The following is an 18228-nucleotide window of genomic DNA, read 5'->3' as shown; positions in this document are numbered from 1 at the left end:
GCTAACTGTAGCGTATCTATCGAACCATCACACCTAAAGACGACTTTGCACTTCTCAATACTTTGTGAATAATTACGCGGAAAAATCAGGAACTGCTAAAGGTTTACAGCCATGCTTTACGATACACCTCATCCAAATAATCGGCATATTGTTGCATCATCACTATACGTTGGGGTAAAAACTTCGCACGGTCATATGCTCGGTCTGTGCTGCTTTTAGGCGCATGCGCTAATTGCCTATCAGCAATCTCATGCGAAAAGTTTAGCTTCTCTTTCAAAATTCCTAACGCTAGCGCACGAAATCCATGGCCTGTCATTTGGTTACAATATCCCATGCGCTTTAAGGCCACTAATATTGTTCCTTTACTCATCGGCTTTCGGGGTCTGGGCAGGCTAGGAAATATATACTCACGATGTCTATTTAATTCTTTTAATTCCATTAGAATCTCAAGTGATTGTCTAGAAAGAGGAACTAGGTGTGGGGATCGCATTTTCATTCGTTCGGCAGGAATAGTCCAAAGCCCCTTTTCTAAATCGACTTCAGACCATTTAGCTTCAACCAATTCACTCGTACGCACAAACGTTAGAAACAATAAGCGAACAGCTAAATAGGTCTGACGATATAAACGTGCTTTGTGACCGTGTAAAGCCACCAAAAATTGAGGTAGCTCATCTAGGTCAATCGAAGCAAAATGCCCTTTATTATACTTTTTCAAAGCCATTTCTAAGCCTATCGTCAAATCTCGATCCAAACGATCTGTCACAATTGCATAGCGACACACATGACTAATTAGCTGTTTAATACGTCGCGCCATGTCAGGAGCGGTCTTCTCAATTTTTTGCAAGCAAGCCAAAATAACAATAGGCTTCAAGCTGGTCAGAGGAAATTGGCCGATTTCATGAAATGTGTATTTCTCCAATCGATGCAAAACAGTTTGAGCGTAACGCGGGGACCAGCTTTCCAAGCCTTTACTATGCCATTCGCGTGCAATGGTTTCGAAGGTTTGTTGGCTATTGAATACAGCTGTATGCTTTCGTTCTAACTTGACAAAAACTGGGTCAAAGCCGCCTTTCAATTCGGTTTTAATGCGTTCTCGTTCTTTACGTGCTTCCAATAACGAGATTTTGGGATAGCCACCAATTGAAATTCGCTTTTCCTTATTGTGGATGCGATATTTCAGACGCCAACTTCGATTACCAGATGGCCTTACCTCTAAGTAGAGTCCTTCCCCATCGGAAAGTTTGTAAATCTTGTCCTTGGGTTTAGCAGTTCGGCACTGCATGTCGGTCAATGGCACGGTGTTCTATCCCTTCTATTCCATAGATTGTTTATGAGAAAATGGTGGGGGACCTTAACTATGTAAATAGTAAAAAAGCCCCCAAAAGGTCCCCCAAATTGTCTTAATGTGGCGATATGTGGGTAAAGTTTGGTAAAAGAAATAATACGCTGAAAGCCTTGAAAAATCGGCGTTTTTTCAAGCGGATTAAGATCAAACAATGTCGGATAAAGAGAGTTTTGGCTCCTCGAGCAGGATACCATTTTGACCACCTATGTTCCTTAAACTATTCTGTTTTTAGGGTTTCTATTCTTTGCCAGATCCCCCATTTAGTCCCCAAAGACTATTTAAAGTATAAATCAATCCACTTCTCAATTCAACTATTAATCTTCATTTATCTGCGTACAGCCTAATTCATTCAAATTTAAAATGAATGCTTTATTCTTCAAATAAGATTATTTCGCTAGTAGGAAATCTCTAAAAACGATCATTTATGGTGTCCTAAACCCATAAAAGTGAGCCATTGAATTATAGAGTAAAAAACACTTTAATTTCATTGGTAAACAAAGGGGTAATGAAACAAGCTCGATTCCCTGAATCGCAAATCGCGGCGATTCTTAAGCAGCAGGACAGCGGTCAAACCGTTACTCAGATCACTCACGAACATAGCATTAGAGAAGCCATATTTTATAATTGGCGAGCCAAATATGGCGGCATACAAATCGCTGAAGTCAAGCGGATAGAAGAACTGGAAGACGAAAATCGCCGGCTAAAATAGACCTACGCCGAACTAAGTTTGCAAAACAAAATTATCAAAGAGGCACTGGCAAAAAAGTGACGCTCCGCCGTTGCGGTAAGGCCTGTAGATGCTGATTGATTAGAAACAGATTAGTCAGTGCAAAGCTTGTCGTTGCGTGGGCCTGAGCCAGAATGCCCTTAGTAAGCCCGTGGCTATCAAAGACAAGGATAAAGCGATGGCAAGCCGGATCGAGCAGTTGGCTTGCCAGCATAAGCAGTGGGGTTTACTAAAGATCTATCGCCGGTTGCGCAAACAGGGCGAGTTGATGAATCATAAGCGGATCAGGCATTTGTACGGACGTTTAGATGGCTCACCAAACGAGGTAAGGACAGGAGGATCTCTACTTTCAATCGTGAGAAAACTAAGGTGGGGCTCACGATTATCAAATAGCTTATTATCTTATAAATCTGTTTTGGCATGTATACCTTTACACCCCCAGCACCTTTTTGAGTTTGTCTTCTATATCGGCTATGCTGAAAACAAAATTGAAATAGATTAATCTTAGTATGGCTTTATCATCGTCAAACATGCTTTTTTTAGAGCCATTAATCAGTTTAAATTTATAACGGTCAAAAGTTAAACCGTCCTCCATCACATCCTCCCGATATTTGCCTAATACAAAATCACGTACCCAAGTATCCTCATAGTCTATTATATATTCCTTATATCGCGTTTTAATTTTGAAAATATCATCCCAGGCGTCATAAATATCCATCGTACCAGCCTCAATGGAAAAGGCAATGTCCCAGTTTATACTACTAAGCAATGTACTTAGGCTTGCGGCATCAAAAACTTCTTTCGGATCAATGTAGATAGTTAAATTGTCAATGGTATAAGTGGTATCGAAAGGAAACAGTATTTTTTGGCGAACCCCATTTCTGTAAGGTGTATCATAGCTGCTTTTCTCATCCGAATTACATTCATGGCAGGCAGGAAAAAGGTTTTTAAAATTGATGGACACAAAGGGATAAGTAGCCTTTGGAATGTAATGATCATAAGCATTTCTTCGCTTCCTGTCTGTAGGCGGTTTCAAACCCTGAATTCCACAAAAGGGACAAACTTTTCCTTTTTGCTGTTTTTTAAAAGCACTGAAATGATCCTGTAAATCTCCGTATTCATCTCGTAGAGCTTGAGGCAGTTTATCATAGCCCTCCCACAACCAGGTTAGAAATTCTTTTAATAGTTCCCTGAAAGCCTCATTAACAACTTCGGCGTATTTCACTACTGTCACAGCAGTATTATTACAAAGCTGTTCAATATTGGAATGATGCGCATAAGCCTGTTTTACAAGATCTTTTTCATCATCGGGCAATGCTACATAACTCACTGCAATGCCTTCCAGGTAATTTTTAAATTTATTGGAAGAGTCAATAAACTCAATAAACTCTGGCCTGAGTACCAGCTCGATATCATAAGGATTGGGCTCCAAATCAAAGAGCCGCTCAAAGTAGTAACTAATCTGGTTCTGCAAATGCTGAATGGGATGATCAATCTCACGGTAGGTGTACAACATTATTCTTCCGAATTTAACTGGCTTAAATAGTTGTACAAATCAAACTTCTCCACGCTTTCGCCAAAGTCCAGCAGGCGTTCCTTTATCTCATCAATCCGTTCTTTCCGCCCTATAATTTTACTTTTAAGTCCTTCTTTAAACCCTTCCAATTCTTTATAGGCAAAATCAGAAATGGTAATATCCCGCTCGAATATTTCTTTCATTAAAAAGGTAATGGAAGCACCATAGGTTTCGTGCCTGGGATTTTCCAATACCACCTCTTCGCCCTGACGGATGAATTTATATACATCCTCTTTTTGATTATCGCTGATGACAAAGGGCGAGTGCGTGGTCATGATCACCTCGTGCCGGCGAATGTTCTCGGGATTGCCTTCAGCGTCGTAAGCCTGGCCGGAAACCTTGTTGAGCATTAACACCATTTTGGCCCGCCATTTGGGATTAAAATGGGTATCGGGCTCATCCATCAGGAACAGGCTGCCTTCCTCTTCCATCATCATTACGGAGCCAATAATCTCGTTGAACTGGTGCTCGCCGTCCGAAAAGGACTTATAGTAGATAACAGGTCCTTCTGTATCTTCTCCGGCTGGTTTTTTTTTAATGCGGATTTTTTCAATGCGGAATACCCAATCCGATGGTTCGGGCCGGGATAACTCATCCGTGATATTGATGTTTTTCGAAGCGTTGGTCACAAAATGGCGCACCTCTTGTTTTTCCACCAACAGGTTCAGGCTTTGCAATTCATACAAGGTTTGGAACAGGCGAAAGGCCGTACCAAAATAGTAAGTAAAGGCCTCGTGTGTAGCTTGGTTTACTACAAAATCTAGGACTAAACATTTCTTTTTTTCATCGTCCTTCCAACAGGTGGCGCAGGCCTTAAGTGGTGTTAGTAAGGACCTTTTGCTTTTAAAAATTTGCGCAGCCTCCTGGGTGGTATGTTTATAATTAAAGGTAAGCCGGAAGGCATGAAGGTCTTCTACTTTGAAGATTGATCTAATATATTGCAGAGGTACCGCGGGGCCCAGTAGCATATTGGCGATGAAAATGGCATAATTACTTTCGGAATCCAGGAAATACAAGCGATGGTTGCTATCCCCTTCCCCGCTCTTCAGCATTTCCTTAAAGTAATGGTAACGCAGGCGGATAAAGGGGTTGCTCAGCAATTCGTTTTGACCGGAAGTGTAGGCGATAATTTTATTGGGCAACAGTTGTTCCACATTTTTATCTTGGCGTACAAAATCCGCACTTCCTGCTGCCGCATAAGAAAACTCCGGCAGCTCATCCAACTGCTTCATGATTTTTACATGAATGTCCCCTGTAATCGTATCATCAACGACGCTTATTGATTTGTGCCGGGTTTCAATATTTTTCTGCGGTAAAATGTATTCTATTTCAAAACCGATATTTTTGTTCTTCTTATATGCCTGTGTAGTAGCCGGTAAATGGCAAAGCTCCAGGTAATAAAATATCTCTGCCAGCAATTCTAGGAAATTGGACTTACCGCTGCCATTCAACCCGGCAAATACCTTAGTGGACAGCTTGTTTTCTGAAACCGTCCAATTGAACTCGAAGTCTTTATTAGCAGGCAGACTCCGGAAGCGATCGCCTAGTATTTTAACCCGGAGTAACTTCATCTTTTATACGGAAATAAATGCCCGAGCGCTCCTTTTTGGTTTTGCTGGCAAGGGTTTCTAAATCGTTAATTGTAAAGCTTATGCCGGGAATGTTTTCTGTTTCGGCATTGTAAAAAACCTGTTCCAGTTGCAGGAAGGTATGTTGCCCAGTTAAGGCGCCCGACACAAAGCTTAAAAAATCATCAGCCTGTTCATATTGCGGACTTTTCTTTTGCTCTGCCGAAGTAAAATAATGTACGAAGATGCCCCGCTCTTCTTCCAAGTAACGCAGCAGCATTTCGGTATTGAAATAGTGCTGGCCAAAATGCTGGCCGATATAGGTAGATACTTCTTTATAGCTAACAGTATTCCAGCTGACTGGGGAGCTACGTTTAGAATCTTTTACTATACTAGACTTAGGGGCTTCTTTTGGCCCTTCTGCTTGGCCTGCTTTACCCTTTTGAGGCTGTGGCACATATTCTTCTTTTATAATTGGCGAAGCATCTTCTTCTTTTCCCGCGTCTTCTACAATCGCTGATTGATTAATGATTATTTCTTTTGGCAGTAAAGCTTCATCAATCGGAATTCTGGAAAGTTCTAGCCCACCTGCAAATACTTTTTGGCTGATAGAAGCATATAATTCTTCCATCACCATCACCTGCGTTTCCTGCTCATTTTTGATGGCTTCTATTTTTTGCGCAATGCTGGCAAATTGGTCTTGGAGGTCGAGAGGTGGAATAAATATTTCAATATTACCTACTATAGATAAATTCAAATTTTCTTGATTTCCTCCTCTTCCCAGGCTTCTTATGGCTAAATAAGAATTCCTTAAAAAATGGAAAGAAAATAATTCATTCAACGAAGAACTTGGTAAAATGGCAGCACATGCCTGATTTGTGGCGGCTTCAATTTTTAATAGCCCTACATTGCCTCTCGTTTTACCTTGGCCATACATTGCCAATAAAATAGTATTAATAGGATATACACGACAATTAGTATCATTTAATGCCCTTTCTGTTATTTTTTCCTCAGTATTAAAAATGTATTTCCCGTTGACTTCAGTTGTTTTAACCCATGGGGTATCACCATTATAATATTCACTTTCATTGGCTCGACTTGGGGTACCACCTGTTCCTATCTTAGTAATATTATTCAACCTCTCCTTCTTCCACCCTTTCTCATTTTTTACCGGATCGCCAAAGAGCTGATAAAAAGCGGCTTTTACTAGTTCTTCCAGCAATTCAATGCTCCTTTTTCGGTCAGCGATTAGAACTTCTATCTTTTCTAAAAGATGGGCAATGCGTATTTGATCGGCATAGGAAGGCAGTGGGATTTCAATTTCTTTAAGATCTGAAATATTGAAACTTGCCTGATTTACTGATTTTTTCGTAATGGGAATTAATTTTCGTTTAAAATCAGTGGTAGTAAAATAATAATAGAGATATTTTGGAAAAGCGCGCTTTGAATCTGCTTTTAAAAGTAAAAGATTCATTCCGTGTATTACATCGGTATCGATATCTTCGACAATTCCGACTTTCCCTAAATGTGTAACGCTATTAATATGGGACATTAAAATATCCCCCTCTGCTAAATAATAAACTTCATATCGATCATCAATAATATCTGCAAAGCCTACTCTTGAAAAATCCAGCCTATTATCAATAATGGTTTCAATCCTTGTAATAGGAATGCCAGATTTACCAGGGGTCTGACTTATGCTTGCTCCATTTCTAATAACACTAAAAACAGCCCCTATTTTAATCATCTCCATTATAATATATTTTCCAGTTGATCCATTAATTCCGAAATACGGCTTTGCTTTTCTTTTAGCTCGTTTATAATTTCGGGCGTGGGTCGGTACACTATTTCTTCATACACATCCTCCCGGTAGCGGTTAAAGCTCAAGTCATAGCCTTTATTTGCCAGCTCCTGCTTGGGCACATAAAAATAACGCTGGCCCCGGTCGCTTGGGTTTTCTGCTTCCCGGTTATTAAAGCGTTCAATAATTTTGTGCACATCGCCATAGTCACGGTTACCGGCTTTGTCAAAACGATCGTTGCGTTTATCATCCAGGGTTTTGCCATCGTGATCCATATTATAAAACCACACTTTTTCTGTTTCCCCGCCCTTGGTAAAAATCAAGATGGCCGTGGCTACTCCAGCATAAGGCTTAAACACACCTGAAGGTAAGTTGATCACCGCTTTCAACTCGCATTTGTCTATCAATATGCTACGCACGTTTTGAAAAGCCTTACCTGAACCAAACAGTACGCCTTGCGGAATTATGACCCCCGCCGTGCCACCCATGCGCAGCATTTTGTAAATGCGCTCCAAGAACAGTAATTCGGTCTTCTTAGTATCAGTGGTAAAGCTTTCGTTGATTTCTGCTTTGTCCAGGCTGCCCGTAAAAGGCGGGTTAGCCAATACAACATGGTAGGCATTGTCCTCGTTGTAAAACTTGCTGAGGGTATCGGTATAGTCAATATTGGGATGCTCAATGCCGTGCATCATCAGGTTCATCAACCCGATGCGGATCATGTTCTGGTCAATGTCAAAACCATAAAAAGTATGTTTGTTTAGCTGATCCTTGGCGGCATCTTCTACTAACCTGTCAGCCAGGGTGCCCCGGGTAAAGCCATAATTATCCACCTCCAGGTGCTCGAACGAGGTATATTGGGTGAGGATGTATTGATAGGCGGATAGTAAGAAGCCCGCAGTACCACAGGCAGGATCGGCTATTTTATGGCCCAGTTGCGGTTTTACCAGCTCCACGATCATTTCTATAATATGCGTGGGGGTACGAAACTGCCCGTTTTTACCCGCAGTGCTTAGCTGCTGCAAGAGATATTCGTAAATATCTCCCTGCGCATCTGTAAACCGCGCCTGAGCATTCAGCACTTCCCATATTTCGTTGATCTTTTTAACAGCCTCTGTCAGCAAACTGGGTTTGGGAATGATGAAAACCGCATTGTCCATATGTTTGGCAAAGGGCGATTCTTTTTCTCCCAAGGTTTTTATAAAAGGGAATACCCGGGTTTGCACTAACTGGTACATTTCCTCCGAAGGTTTGCGCGAAAAATTTTTCCAGCGCAGTTCTTCTTTTTCTATGCCTTTATCGGATTCTTCGCCGGGCAAATAAAATTTCCCACTAAAGATGGATTGGTATTCCGTCTGCAAAAAATCAGCATCACCCTGCCGTTTCTGATCATTCTCGTCTAACTGCTTCATAAACAGCAAATAGGTAATTTGCTGAATGGCATCGATAGGATTGGTTAGCCCGCCCGACCAGAATTTGTCCCAGAGCTCGTTTACCTTACTCTTAATCTCTTTATTGTCCATGATATATGTTTATGCGGCAATTTTTTCAATAAATGCTAGAATGGTTTCCATCATCGGCCTGCTGAAAACACCCCGGATGCCATTGGGGTGAATGCGGATAAAGGGCGCGGATACCAGGTCTTTGCGCTCCACGCTTCCTTTCTCGATAATATATGTTTGCAATAGCTGTAAAAAATCTAGCTGCTTGTTGTTGAGGTCGCTGTGCTGCTGTATAAAGGAATCAAAAGTGCGGGCAACCATAGTGGGATAATCTTCCAATATTTCCAGTCCCAGGATGTGTCTGATAAACTGGATGAGTGCAACAGTTTTATTGTTGTATACCCGCCGGAGCAGGTCCACGGTAATGTGCGGACTCTCGTGCGATAACAGCCAGGCTAGCTCTTCTATCTCTATATCGGTAATCGGTTCTTTGTTTTTTATTTTTTGTAAAACCGGCAGTTCTGCCAACAGGATCCTGATTTTCTCTTCCACCATTTCCTTGTAGCGCTGTATGCTTACGGCTTCATTTTGCGGGCCGAACAGCACTTTTTCCTTTTCGGCGACTATATCTTTAAAATTGAAAGATGATGGAGCAATGGACGTAGTACCCGCTCTGTAAATCATTAAAGAAGCCAGACGCTCTTTGAGCAATTCCAGCTTTTCTTCCGTCAGGGTGTTCCAGAAGTAATCGGTCTGTGCCAGTTGTATCAGTTCTTTTTCCCTCGCTACCGTATTTACACTTAAAGGCAGTTCCGATATTTCCTCTATTAGGGCATCTTTTAAGGCTTTCACCTTGTCTTCGTCCTTGGTCCAATGGGCAATGGAAGTTTCTACAATGTCTTTTTCAAAACGCATGGCTTTGAAATCGGCCCCGCTAATGGTACGAAACAAGGGCTGGATATGATTGCGTAAAAAGTCGATCTTATCGCCGGTTACATCTTCAAAAAATAGGTCTTTTTTTACCTCCTCCAATTCTTGTTGGGCATCCCGAACCACGATGGACTGGGCGGGCAATGTCTGTATATTGGCTTTGATCTTTGAGATGGTTTGCTGTATTAAGCCAGCCTCGCCCAAATCCAGTGCTATGGCCAATTTGTCGGTATATAAACCGAATAAACGTACCGGCAAAGGCACCTGGTTATTCAAGCCTTTTCCTTTGGGATTGAGCTTAAAATATTCAAAATTGTCCCAGCAGTCCAGTATTAAAAAGCGATCCTTTTCGGTGCACCAGGAATGTTTTTTCCATTCGTCTAGTAAACGGGTGCCCCTGCCGATCATTTGCCAGAATTTGGTATAGGAATATACGGGCTTGGCAAATACCAAGTTGGTAATTTCACGAACATCAATACCGGTGTCCAACATATCCACGCTGATGGCTACGCGGGGAAAGTCCTGATTTTTAAATTGGTCCAATAGACCACCTTTGCCATATATCCGAGGATCGTCGGATACGATGACTTTGGCCAACTCTCCCTTGTATTCGGGATACAGGGAGTTGAAGATGTCTTCTACACGCCTTGCATGGGCTTTGCTGATGCAGAAAAAAATGGTTTTGCCGGGCAGTACGCCGTTATGGTCTTTGATGGATTCTTCCATAAACTCGCGCACAATAAGCGTGTTGGTGCCTTTGTTAATGACCCTACGCTCCAGGTCAGTGCCTTCATAATTGATCTCTGAAATTTCTTTCCCTTCCAGTATCAGCTTTTTCTGATCTTCTAAAGAAACGGTTCTTTTATTAATGCCTTCTACCTGAAATTTGGTTTTGATTTTCATTACTTGGAAGTCGCATAGGTAAGGCGGTATATGGTTTACGGCTTCCTCGTAAGAATAGGCAAATGTGGGCAGGCCATCTTCGCAATCGAAGAGTTTGAAGGTATTGTGATCGATAACATCGGTAGGTGTAGCGGTAAGTCCCAGGGTAGTGGTATTAAAGTACTGTAATACTTCCTGGTAGGTATTGTAAATGCTGCGATGGCTTTCATCTACCACCACTAGGTCGAAGAAATGTGGACTTAATGACTGAGCCTTATCCCTTATGATATTGAGCATAGTTGGATAAGTGGACACGTAAATTCTACGGTCAGCTACAAAATTCGTTTCCTGGTAATGAGGCCAACGCGGTTCGTTGGGCAAATACTCTTTAAAGTCGTCCAATGCCTGTCCCTGTAAGGCAATGCGATCCACTAAAAATAATACTTTTTCTATCCATCCGCCACGCATTAGGGCGTCGATCAAAGCAATTACCGTACGGGTCTTGCCGGTACCAGTGGCCATTACCAGCAAAAATTTAGTGCGCTTTTTTTCCAGAGCTTCCATCACAGAGCGGATGGCACGTACCTGGTATTCGCGCCCAGCAATTTTGGTATTGATGAACTCCTGCGATAGGCTTTTGCGATGTTTTCTTAAATAAGCATAACGCTCCAGGTCGTCTCGTGTAGGAAATCCATACACTTTTTTAGGAGGATATTGTTCCAGGTCCCAAAAATAAATATCCTGCCCGTTGGTATAAAAGCAGAAGGGCAGCTCGCCATCCTGCTGTTCTTTGATACGGTAACAGTATTGCTTAGCTTGCTCTCTTCCAATATTCGCGTCTACCGTTGATTTCTTAGCCTCCACAAGGGCTAAGGGTTTGCCATCTTTGCCTAATAAAATATAATCACAGAATTGCGTATGATAGTGCACTTCCGGCTCGTTCAGTTTAAGGGTATTGATGGGTACGAAAAACTCCTCGACCACCTGGGTGCGATCGGCTACATTCCAGCCCGCTTCTTGTAAGCGGTGGTCGATGAGCTGCTGCCGGGTTTGTTTTTCGTTGTTCACCTATGCTGTATTTATTTCCAGGTTTTACAGTTTGGGTACAGGTCTCTGCCAGCTATCAGGAGGCCGCTTTGACCGTGTTTTTCTTCTTTTAATAGGTCAACAATCTGATCAGCCAGCCAGATAGAAACCAATACTTCTTCCTTTATGCTAAAGAATGCTGCTAGTTGTATCACTTGCTGTTTTTTTGCCCTTCTGGTTCCTCGTTCAATCTTACTATACATGGGCGTATCTATTTTAAGCTCGGCTGCCAGTTCCCTTTGCAGGAGTCCTTTTTGCTCTCTTAATAATTTTAGTTGCTTTCCTAGTCGCATAGTTTCCACTTTTTGACTTGTCTATTTTTGACAATATTATATATTTTATTTTAGAATCGAAATGCTTTTAGCGGATAGGTACGATCATGGTTCCGCCGATTAATGTAACCAGCAGAGATTGACGCAGATCTTTGAACTTCTCGGAAATGTAAGCTATTGCATTCCAGAGCGTGTTGGGGATTATATTTTAGACTTACGATCAATGCGTTGCAGCATTATTTGAGTGTTGCCTAGAAGCAACCAAGCTACGGATGAGGACAACGTGAACTCATAATCCTTGACAATGCGTCGGAAAAAGTTAGTCCAAGCGATACTGCGTTCGACTACCCTTCGTTTGGCAACTGGTACAAGACCATGAGTTGACTCAGGGCGGGAAACCCGCTCAAAGTCGACGCCCCAATTGGCTAACTCTTTGGCAAACTCACCCCCATAACCCCCATCACCAAATACCGTTTCCACTCGTTCGCCATACCACAAAATATCACTTACGAGTGGCTTGGCTACTGGCCCATCACTTGCGTTGGCTGCGTGTACTTGGGCTGCCCAAAGCCGCCCGCCCGTGTCAACCAGCAACTGCCGTTTGCGTCCGTTAACAAGTTTATGGGCATCAAGTTCCCGATATTCCCAAATCATAGGAGACAGTTTAACACTGTGACTATCAACATAGAACACAGATAAGTACTCCTCCCTCCCTTCATTTTGCCGATCTAATTGATTCAATTTTCGATTAATCTGCTCGAAGATGCCCTTGGTTTTCTATTGGTTAAAATAACAATACACCGCCTGCTAATGGGGATAATTTTCAGGTAGATTGCGCCATTAGCAACCGGTCCGCAAAAGCCATAAAATGGCGTTCACAACGTCACGCAAGTCTAGTTTTCGCTTGCGTTTAATGAGTAAAAAGGGCGAAACTGTAGCCCACTGGTAGTCAGTCAGTTTAGTGAACTGCGAAGTCATCCTTTTGTAGCTTGGTCGCCACAAAGATGACCTGACTACCAGCGTTTTTCAATTCCCCAACACGCTCTAAGCAATGGGGTAAGCCTCGGATTTTTAATACCGATCAAGGCAGCCAATTCACAAGCCCTCGTTTTTTAACGCCCCTAAAAGCGGCTGAAATACAAATCAGTATGGATGGCAAAGGTAGGGCCATCGACAATATTTTTATCGAGCGACTGTGGCGAACCGTGAAATACGAGCATATATATTTACATGCTTATCCAGACAGTTTAGATCTAGAGCGTGGTTTGGCCAAGTATTTTCATTTTTATAACTATGGCCGCAAACTCCAGTCGCTGGATTAGCAAACTCCAGCCCAATGATATATTGATGGTACAATAGGGAAGAAAAATACAATTTCCTAGTCGGCTGGAATCATTTTAAATTGACCCACTAACTGTCCAACAGTTAGAGAGCACCATCAAGAGAAGTAATAGCTATTTATGTTTAAAATATTTTATTTCTATTCAACTCTAGAGCCACATAATAATTATCAATAAATTATAATTTATTGATCTAAATACGACAGACTTTGTAGCCAAAATTTTAAATCTTTTTTTATAAAATCTTTTTCTCTTAAAGAAACAACCTCATTATCAATAATATCATTCAGCGCTTCTTCAAAAGAAACATCAAAATGTCTTAATTTGCGAAATGAATTAAATACATCATTTAATTTTAAAACAGTAACAGAAGGATATATCTTTAAAAAATTCAACAGCCTTGCAATACGATTATCAGCAGCTAGTTCGCCATGTATTATTACTATAGTGTTTTTATTAGCAACACTTCTGGAAATAAGTATAAGTTGTTTAATTATAGCAAAATCAAATTCATTGTATAAATTATCTATATATTTTCTAACTACACTAGTTTCTACAGTGAAGGGAATATATCTTCCTACACCAAGCGTAAATTGAGTTAGGTCATTAGTACCTATTCCCAAATAATGCGGAAAAACATCAAAATCTAAAAAAAACGTATTCAACCAAATATTAGTATTTAAAGCTGAAGATGGTTGTTCAATTTTCCAACCAATTTTAATATAATTCCTTAAAGAGCTATTTGAAATTTGCAAGCCACTATCAAGTACCATATTTGTTGCAATTGATATTTGACTGTATTCTGAAACTAAAGGAAATATAAGAGAAATATTTTTATGATTAGTTTCCAAAGAAATCTCTTTCAATGCCTGGATTATTATTTTCAATACTCCTCCATTCTCAGCTATGCATCTTCTTATACCTCTATAACCAAGGCTATCTCTTTCATCTCTTTCAATATCGATAGATCTAATTATTATTGATTTCTCTGGAAAATAACGCAGTGCTAATCTTATTACTTTAATAAATGCCTCTTTTAAATATATCTGCAATTGAGAATGATTAGCAACAAGATAAATCGCGTCAGCTTCTGAATTCTCTATAATATAATTCTCTAAAGTATAGTTTGGCTTAAGAAGGTAATTGAGGTGTTCCGCTAACATTCTAACAGCAGTAAACTCAGTTCTAAATATACCTATACCTGCTGCACCTATTTTATATGATATTTCAATAGCTTCTTCTGATCCTATATTTGCAAATACTTCTTCATTATCAGTATCAATCACTTCGTATATATTATTTTTCTTTTGATCATCTATTATTGAGTGGCTATATATAATTCCTTTTTTACAGCTCATGAATACATAGGATGGTAGCGGATCTATAAGACCAGTACCAGCTATACACGGAATTAGCAAATCTTTGAAAAATATAAGCGGATGGTAATTTCGGTTACCTATCGCCAGTATAACACCAGCTGGTTTATATTTGGCTATTAATGCAGCTTGATATAAGGGCAAGCTACTACCTACATAAACTATTTTACCTTCTAAAATAGTTAAGTTAGTTCGATTCCAGACTACTAATTCTCCTCCAGTAGACAAATCTAGTCCACCATAACCTGTAGCAATAATATTATTATCAACCATATTTATCGTAGGATTATTTATTTAATTATTTGATTTTTTAAAATTTTACTTAATAACTCTTTGTCAAGAATTTTGCTTTCTTTCCAAGCATAATTGAAATCATTTTCAGCTGAAATAAATTCGGCCTGATTTTCTCCACTTTCTATCGTACTTTTATTCTTTTCAGTATTTCCTTTCTTTTCAATGTCTCTTTTCTTTTCCCAATAAGTGAGAATTGTTTCTTTTAAAGGGTTAGACTCTTCTTTCAATTCATAGGATGGTTTAAACATCATGCGCTGATCTTTTTTATACCATAGAGCCATGTTTCCAAATCTATCAATTGACCGATTATCTTCGACATACGATATTTTTAGCTCTAATTTTCCTTTATATTGGGCGTTATCTTTAGCTGCACCAAAATGGCGATTCAATAATTCTTTTGCAAATTTTTCCTCATTAGGGCGATAAATTATCTCTCCTTTTTCATTAATAGGTACTCTAAATATTCTCTGAAGTAATGTTCCTTTTTTAACGGCCTCTATATTCTTATCAAAGTAAGACCAATCTTGTCCGTTCCTAGTTATAAAGTTCCAAAAATTGAAATGCGTAATTGTCAGAAATTTACAATCTTCGTTATCGAGTTGTGACAAATAAAAGGCGTAATATTTTATTACATCTTTGCTAGGTTTTCTATTCCTTAAGTCAAAAACTCCTTTTTGTAAATTTGAAATCCGATTACCTAATCGTTGTAATTCTCCTTTTGCTAAATTTTTCAATAGAGAATCATTTTTAATTTTTTTCAATCCAGATTTTATATTATTTAAATAATCTTCAACATCTTTGTCTTTATATAATGTTTCTTTTTTTGCGATAATTTTGGGAATAGTTGATTTTAGCTTAGATTCAATATCAGCCTCAAAGTTCTTTAAGCCTTCAACACTAAACTTATAATTAATTCTTTCCCTACCACTCAAGTTCAATGGAAATATTTTCTTAAATTTTCTTATGTTTTTTTGATAGTTTTTATCATAAAGAATAAATATATCTTTTTCGATACCTTCTGCAAAACCTAACTCCCAACAAACGTTCGGCCTGAAGGTGGTTAAATCAAATAAGGCAATATCACATTCTCTAATCAACTCTTTGATTTTATCGATTGCTAAACTATCGGTCACATATTCATCATCTGCTCTAAAAAAAGTAAAATATATTGTTGTCTCTTTATAAACAATAGGCTTTACTTTATTCAACGCGTCAAAAACAAAAGTAAAACGATCACTAAATGGCAAAAAAACTGAACATTTAATTTCCATATTCTTGACAATTAAAAAGTATTAGATATAATGGTGTAGGAATATTCTTTGGGTGATCATTTAGTTTCTTAGCCTAAATGACAAAGCTATTTCAATTATTGCTAAATTAATCTAGCAGATTTATTTAGCGCTACCAATTTATCAGTCTTACTTTATGACTGTGATACGGTTATTCTCCACAGAATAATGAGTTATACCTTTATCAAAATTAAATGGGTTAGCTATTAATTGGTTCTGCTGATATAGAAACTCTTGATCTAACCATGAAAGCATTTCTCTTGCTTCTGCAAGGGGAAAGGTCCTATGTCCTATAGCATTTCTAAAGCCAAGTCGAGCAAGTAGTAGATCAGGGACAATCGGAGCCGCTCTACCGAAATAATAGAAGTGCTTAGAGATAAGAACTTTATTAGATTTTGTATCTCTAGTTAAATTGTGAATGTTTGTTGAGCCATCAGGGTAACTGTGGTGAGAATGAGCTTGTTTCCATTGGTTGTTCTCTTGCTGAGAATAAATGTTATCACCTAACATTATGCGTTTACTTCCATTTGGAATAGGCTTTTTATCATTATAATCAGGGTTAGTCCAATACTCATTGTAAGTTACTACATGGGTAACCTTCATAGCGAAAACACACCTTCCGGTAGCTTTAAGCTTCTTTCCACCCATACCGATAACCCAATCATCAGGTGCTGCTACATTTCTTATTCTAGGTTTACAAGTAGCTAGCGTACAGAAACCATGAAATGGGTTTGGCGCGAAGCCAAAGTCTCGGTCTACTACATACATATAGACTTTAGCCATCAGACATTAGCAAGTTGATGATTTCATTTCATATGGTGCTGGACGAGAAGCGCCTTCAGGAGTTTTGAATACATTCTCTCCACTAATAGCACTTTGAATGCTATCCGTATTCCAATTAACTATTGAAGTAGCATGGTCTTTTAAACTTTCAGGTACATCAGCTTCCGTACCACCACGCAGATATACTCCTACTATCCGCTTCCCTTGTCTATTTGCTTCTTCGATTTCCCAGTTTACCCAAGGTCGTGTATGAGTGTCCTTACCAATTAAAACAACAACTGTTCCAGCCCAGGAAATTTTTCGTCGAAGATAACGTCTAATAACCTCATCGCTAACACGCTTGTCCTTAATACGCTCTTGGTTTTCCGGTTTAAGTTGACGCCATGAGCTATTTCTTATATCATCTCCTTTTTTATGGAGTAGGTTTGTAACACTATCAACATGCACATCATCCTTATGATGATGGCTTATAAAAACATGTCGGCGTTTGCCTTCGTTAAGCATAGCGGTGTGAGTTTATGATTAATGTTCCATTTTGGTGGGAAAAATAACGAGATTGCCCCTTTAGAAAAAGTGTATTTCTGTTTTATTCTGGTTCGGCCTGTCGATCCATTTAATTCAGGACAAATAACTCTCAAATATTTGTCTACCTCGCAAAACAGGTTCTGGCAATCAATTAATTGTAGCCGTCTTCCCCAAAGTGTAGGCAGTTCTAACTCTAAGCGTTCACACTCTTCTTCCTGGCTTTCTACCATTAATTTTATGACGTCTTCATAGGTGTAATCACCAAGATGATCAAAGCACTTATTGATCCCACTCTTTGCCCCTGGGCCAGCTACCACAAAGTCCATTTCGGAGAAGTTAATTATGGAGCTATAGTTTAAATCAATGGTATATTGAAATGCTAAAAAGTTACCAAACGATGGGTAGGAAAGTAAAATCTTGTAGACTTCCTCTAAACTTTTTGTTTCGACAATTTTATTATACGCTTTATCTTTCATCATTTTGGCTAACAGCGCCAAATGATTAGTGTGTTTGAATTTGTATCCGAATACGCGTCCAGCAGATGGCATGATATAGGCCGCTGAATAAATCGGGCGCTGACTCGCCATTCGTAGTGTCAATAATTCATCGTACTTCTCCAGAGAGAATGATATAGAATCTACTTTACCGAGCTCACGTTCCAGATAGCGATATGTTTCAATCTTATTGAAAATTTTGAAAAGAATCGTTTTAAAAAATATCTGAGCTATTTCTTGTTCATTATACTGTAAATCAATCAGATACTGACTTACTCGATCAGAAGCTCTAAAAATATTCGTGAAGCGGTTGTCGCGAATAGCCGGATCATCCGTCCAAGGGCCATATGGATCGGTCAGACGTTTAACGAAAACGTTGTGACGCTTAACCGCAAAACGCCAATAAGAGCTGTAGGCTAAAGATTTTTTAGGTTTTGTCAGTTTTGTGAAATGAATAGACATGATGTAATCTTTTATACAGGTGATTAACGGTTCAGTTTG

At 39.5% G+C, this 18228-nt stretch carries 15 protein-coding genes and 1 pseudogene; 2 read left to right on the top strand and 14 right to left on the bottom strand.

Annotation, left to right across the window (positions count from 1 at the left end; translation table 11 throughout):
• Nucleotides 1-103 precede the first annotated feature (103 nt).
• A complete protein-coding gene (locus EHT25_RS26900) occupies nt 104-1282 on the bottom strand; it encodes a tyrosine-type recombinase/integrase (RefSeq protein WP_229311806.1) in 1179 nt (392 codons plus the stop codon).
• A 568-nt stretch (nt 1283-1850) separates the two neighbouring features.
• Here EHT25_RS26900 and EHT25_RS26895 point away from each other — a divergent pair.
• Complete coding sequence (locus EHT25_RS26895; protein WP_124878466.1) at nt 1851-2054, top strand: transposase; 204 nt, start codon at nt 1851-1853, stop codon at nt 2052-2054.
• 448 nt (nt 2055-2502) lie between these two features.
• On the opposite strand, the gene EHT25_RS26890 is transcribed toward EHT25_RS26895, so the two are convergent.
• The 8 genes from EHT25_RS26890 to EHT25_RS33260 form a co-directional block, all read right to left on the bottom strand.
• Nucleotides 2503-3588, bottom strand: a complete 1086-nt coding sequence (locus tag EHT25_RS26890; RefSeq protein ID WP_124878464.1) for an HNH endonuclease — start codon at nt 3586-3588, stop codon at nt 2503-2505.
• Nucleotides 3588-5219: a restriction system-associated AAA family ATPase gene (locus EHT25_RS26885; RefSeq protein WP_124878462.1), complete on the bottom strand. Its 1632-nt coding sequence runs from the start codon at nt 5217-5219 to the stop codon at nt 3588-3590. The genes EHT25_RS26890 and EHT25_RS26885 overlap by 1 nt, the downstream gene beginning before the upstream one ends.
• On the bottom strand, nt 5200-6969 hold the full coding sequence (locus EHT25_RS26880; protein WP_124878460.1) for a restriction endonuclease subunit S: 1770 nt from the start codon (nt 6967-6969) through the stop codon (nt 5200-5202). Before EHT25_RS26880 ends, EHT25_RS26885 begins: the two co-directional genes overlap by 20 nt.
• Nucleotides 6969-8537: a type I restriction-modification system subunit M gene (locus EHT25_RS26875; RefSeq protein ID WP_124878458.1), complete on the bottom strand. Its 1569-nt coding sequence runs from the start codon at nt 8535-8537 to the stop codon at nt 6969-6971. The genes EHT25_RS26880 and EHT25_RS26875 overlap by 1 nt, the downstream gene beginning before the upstream one ends.
• Nucleotides 8538-8546: 9 nt before the next feature.
• The gene (locus EHT25_RS26870; protein ID WP_124878456.1) at nt 8547-11336 is read right to left on the bottom strand and encodes a type I restriction endonuclease subunit R; all 2790 of its coding nucleotides are present in this window, start codon (nt 11334-11336) and stop codon (nt 8547-8549) included.
• An 11-nt stretch (nt 11337-11347) separates the two neighbouring features.
• Nucleotides 11348-11647, bottom strand: coding sequence for a helix-turn-helix domain-containing protein (locus tag EHT25_RS26865; protein WP_124878454.1), 300 nt, complete (start codon nt 11645-11647; stop codon nt 11348-11350).
• Between the two features lie 180 nt (nt 11648-11827).
• Complete coding sequence (locus EHT25_RS33265) at nt 11828-12319, bottom strand: transposase (protein WP_262707860.1); 492 nt, start codon at nt 12317-12319, stop codon at nt 11828-11830.
• Between the two features lie 147 nt (nt 12320-12466).
• Nucleotides 12467-12604, bottom strand: a complete 138-nt coding sequence (locus EHT25_RS33260; protein ID WP_229311804.1) for a transposase — start codon at nt 12602-12604, stop codon at nt 12467-12469.
• Nucleotides 12605-12681: 77 nt separating this feature from the next.
• Between EHT25_RS33260 and EHT25_RS26855 the strand changes: the two are divergent.
• A pseudogene (locus EHT25_RS26855) lies at nt 12682-12948 on the top strand (integrase core domain-containing protein); the annotation flags it as partial.
• Nucleotides 12949-13151: 203 nt separating this feature from the next.
• Here the strand turns inward: EHT25_RS26855 and EHT25_RS26850 are convergent.
• The 5 genes from EHT25_RS26850 to EHT25_RS26830 all read right to left on the bottom strand — a co-directional run bounded on the left by EHT25_RS26850 (nt 13152) and on the right by EHT25_RS26830 (nt 18189).
• The gene (locus EHT25_RS26850) at nt 13152-14615 is read right to left on the bottom strand and encodes a putative PEP-binding protein (protein WP_124878452.1); all 1464 of its coding nucleotides are present in this window, start codon (nt 14613-14615) and stop codon (nt 13152-13154) included.
• A 17-nt stretch (nt 14616-14632) separates the two neighbouring features.
• Nucleotides 14633-15907, bottom strand: a complete 1275-nt coding sequence (locus EHT25_RS26845; protein ID WP_124878450.1) for a TIR domain-containing protein — start codon at nt 15905-15907, stop codon at nt 14633-14635.
• Between the two features lie 147 nt (nt 15908-16054).
• A complete protein-coding gene (locus EHT25_RS26840) occupies nt 16055-16708 on the bottom strand; it encodes an Nmad2 family putative nucleotide modification protein (protein WP_124878448.1) in 654 nt (217 codons plus the stop codon).
• A gap of 6 nt (nt 16709-16714) precedes the next feature.
• Complete coding sequence (locus tag EHT25_RS26835; protein ID WP_124878446.1) at nt 16715-17212, bottom strand: TIR domain-containing protein; 498 nt, start codon at nt 17210-17212, stop codon at nt 16715-16717.
• Complete coding sequence (locus tag EHT25_RS26830) at nt 17176-18189, bottom strand: nucleotide kinase domain-containing protein (RefSeq protein ID WP_124878445.1); 1014 nt, start codon at nt 18187-18189, stop codon at nt 17176-17178. Before EHT25_RS26830 ends, EHT25_RS26835 begins: the two co-directional genes overlap by 37 nt.
• Nucleotides 18190-18228: the final 39 nt, after the last annotated feature.

This window comes from Larkinella rosea (assembly GCF_003858635.1).
GTDB lineage: Bacteria > Bacteroidota > Bacteroidia > Cytophagales > Spirosomataceae > Larkinella > Larkinella rosea.
Note: the sequence above shows the minus strand (reverse complement) of the source record. Positions and strands in the feature narration are given on the sequence as shown.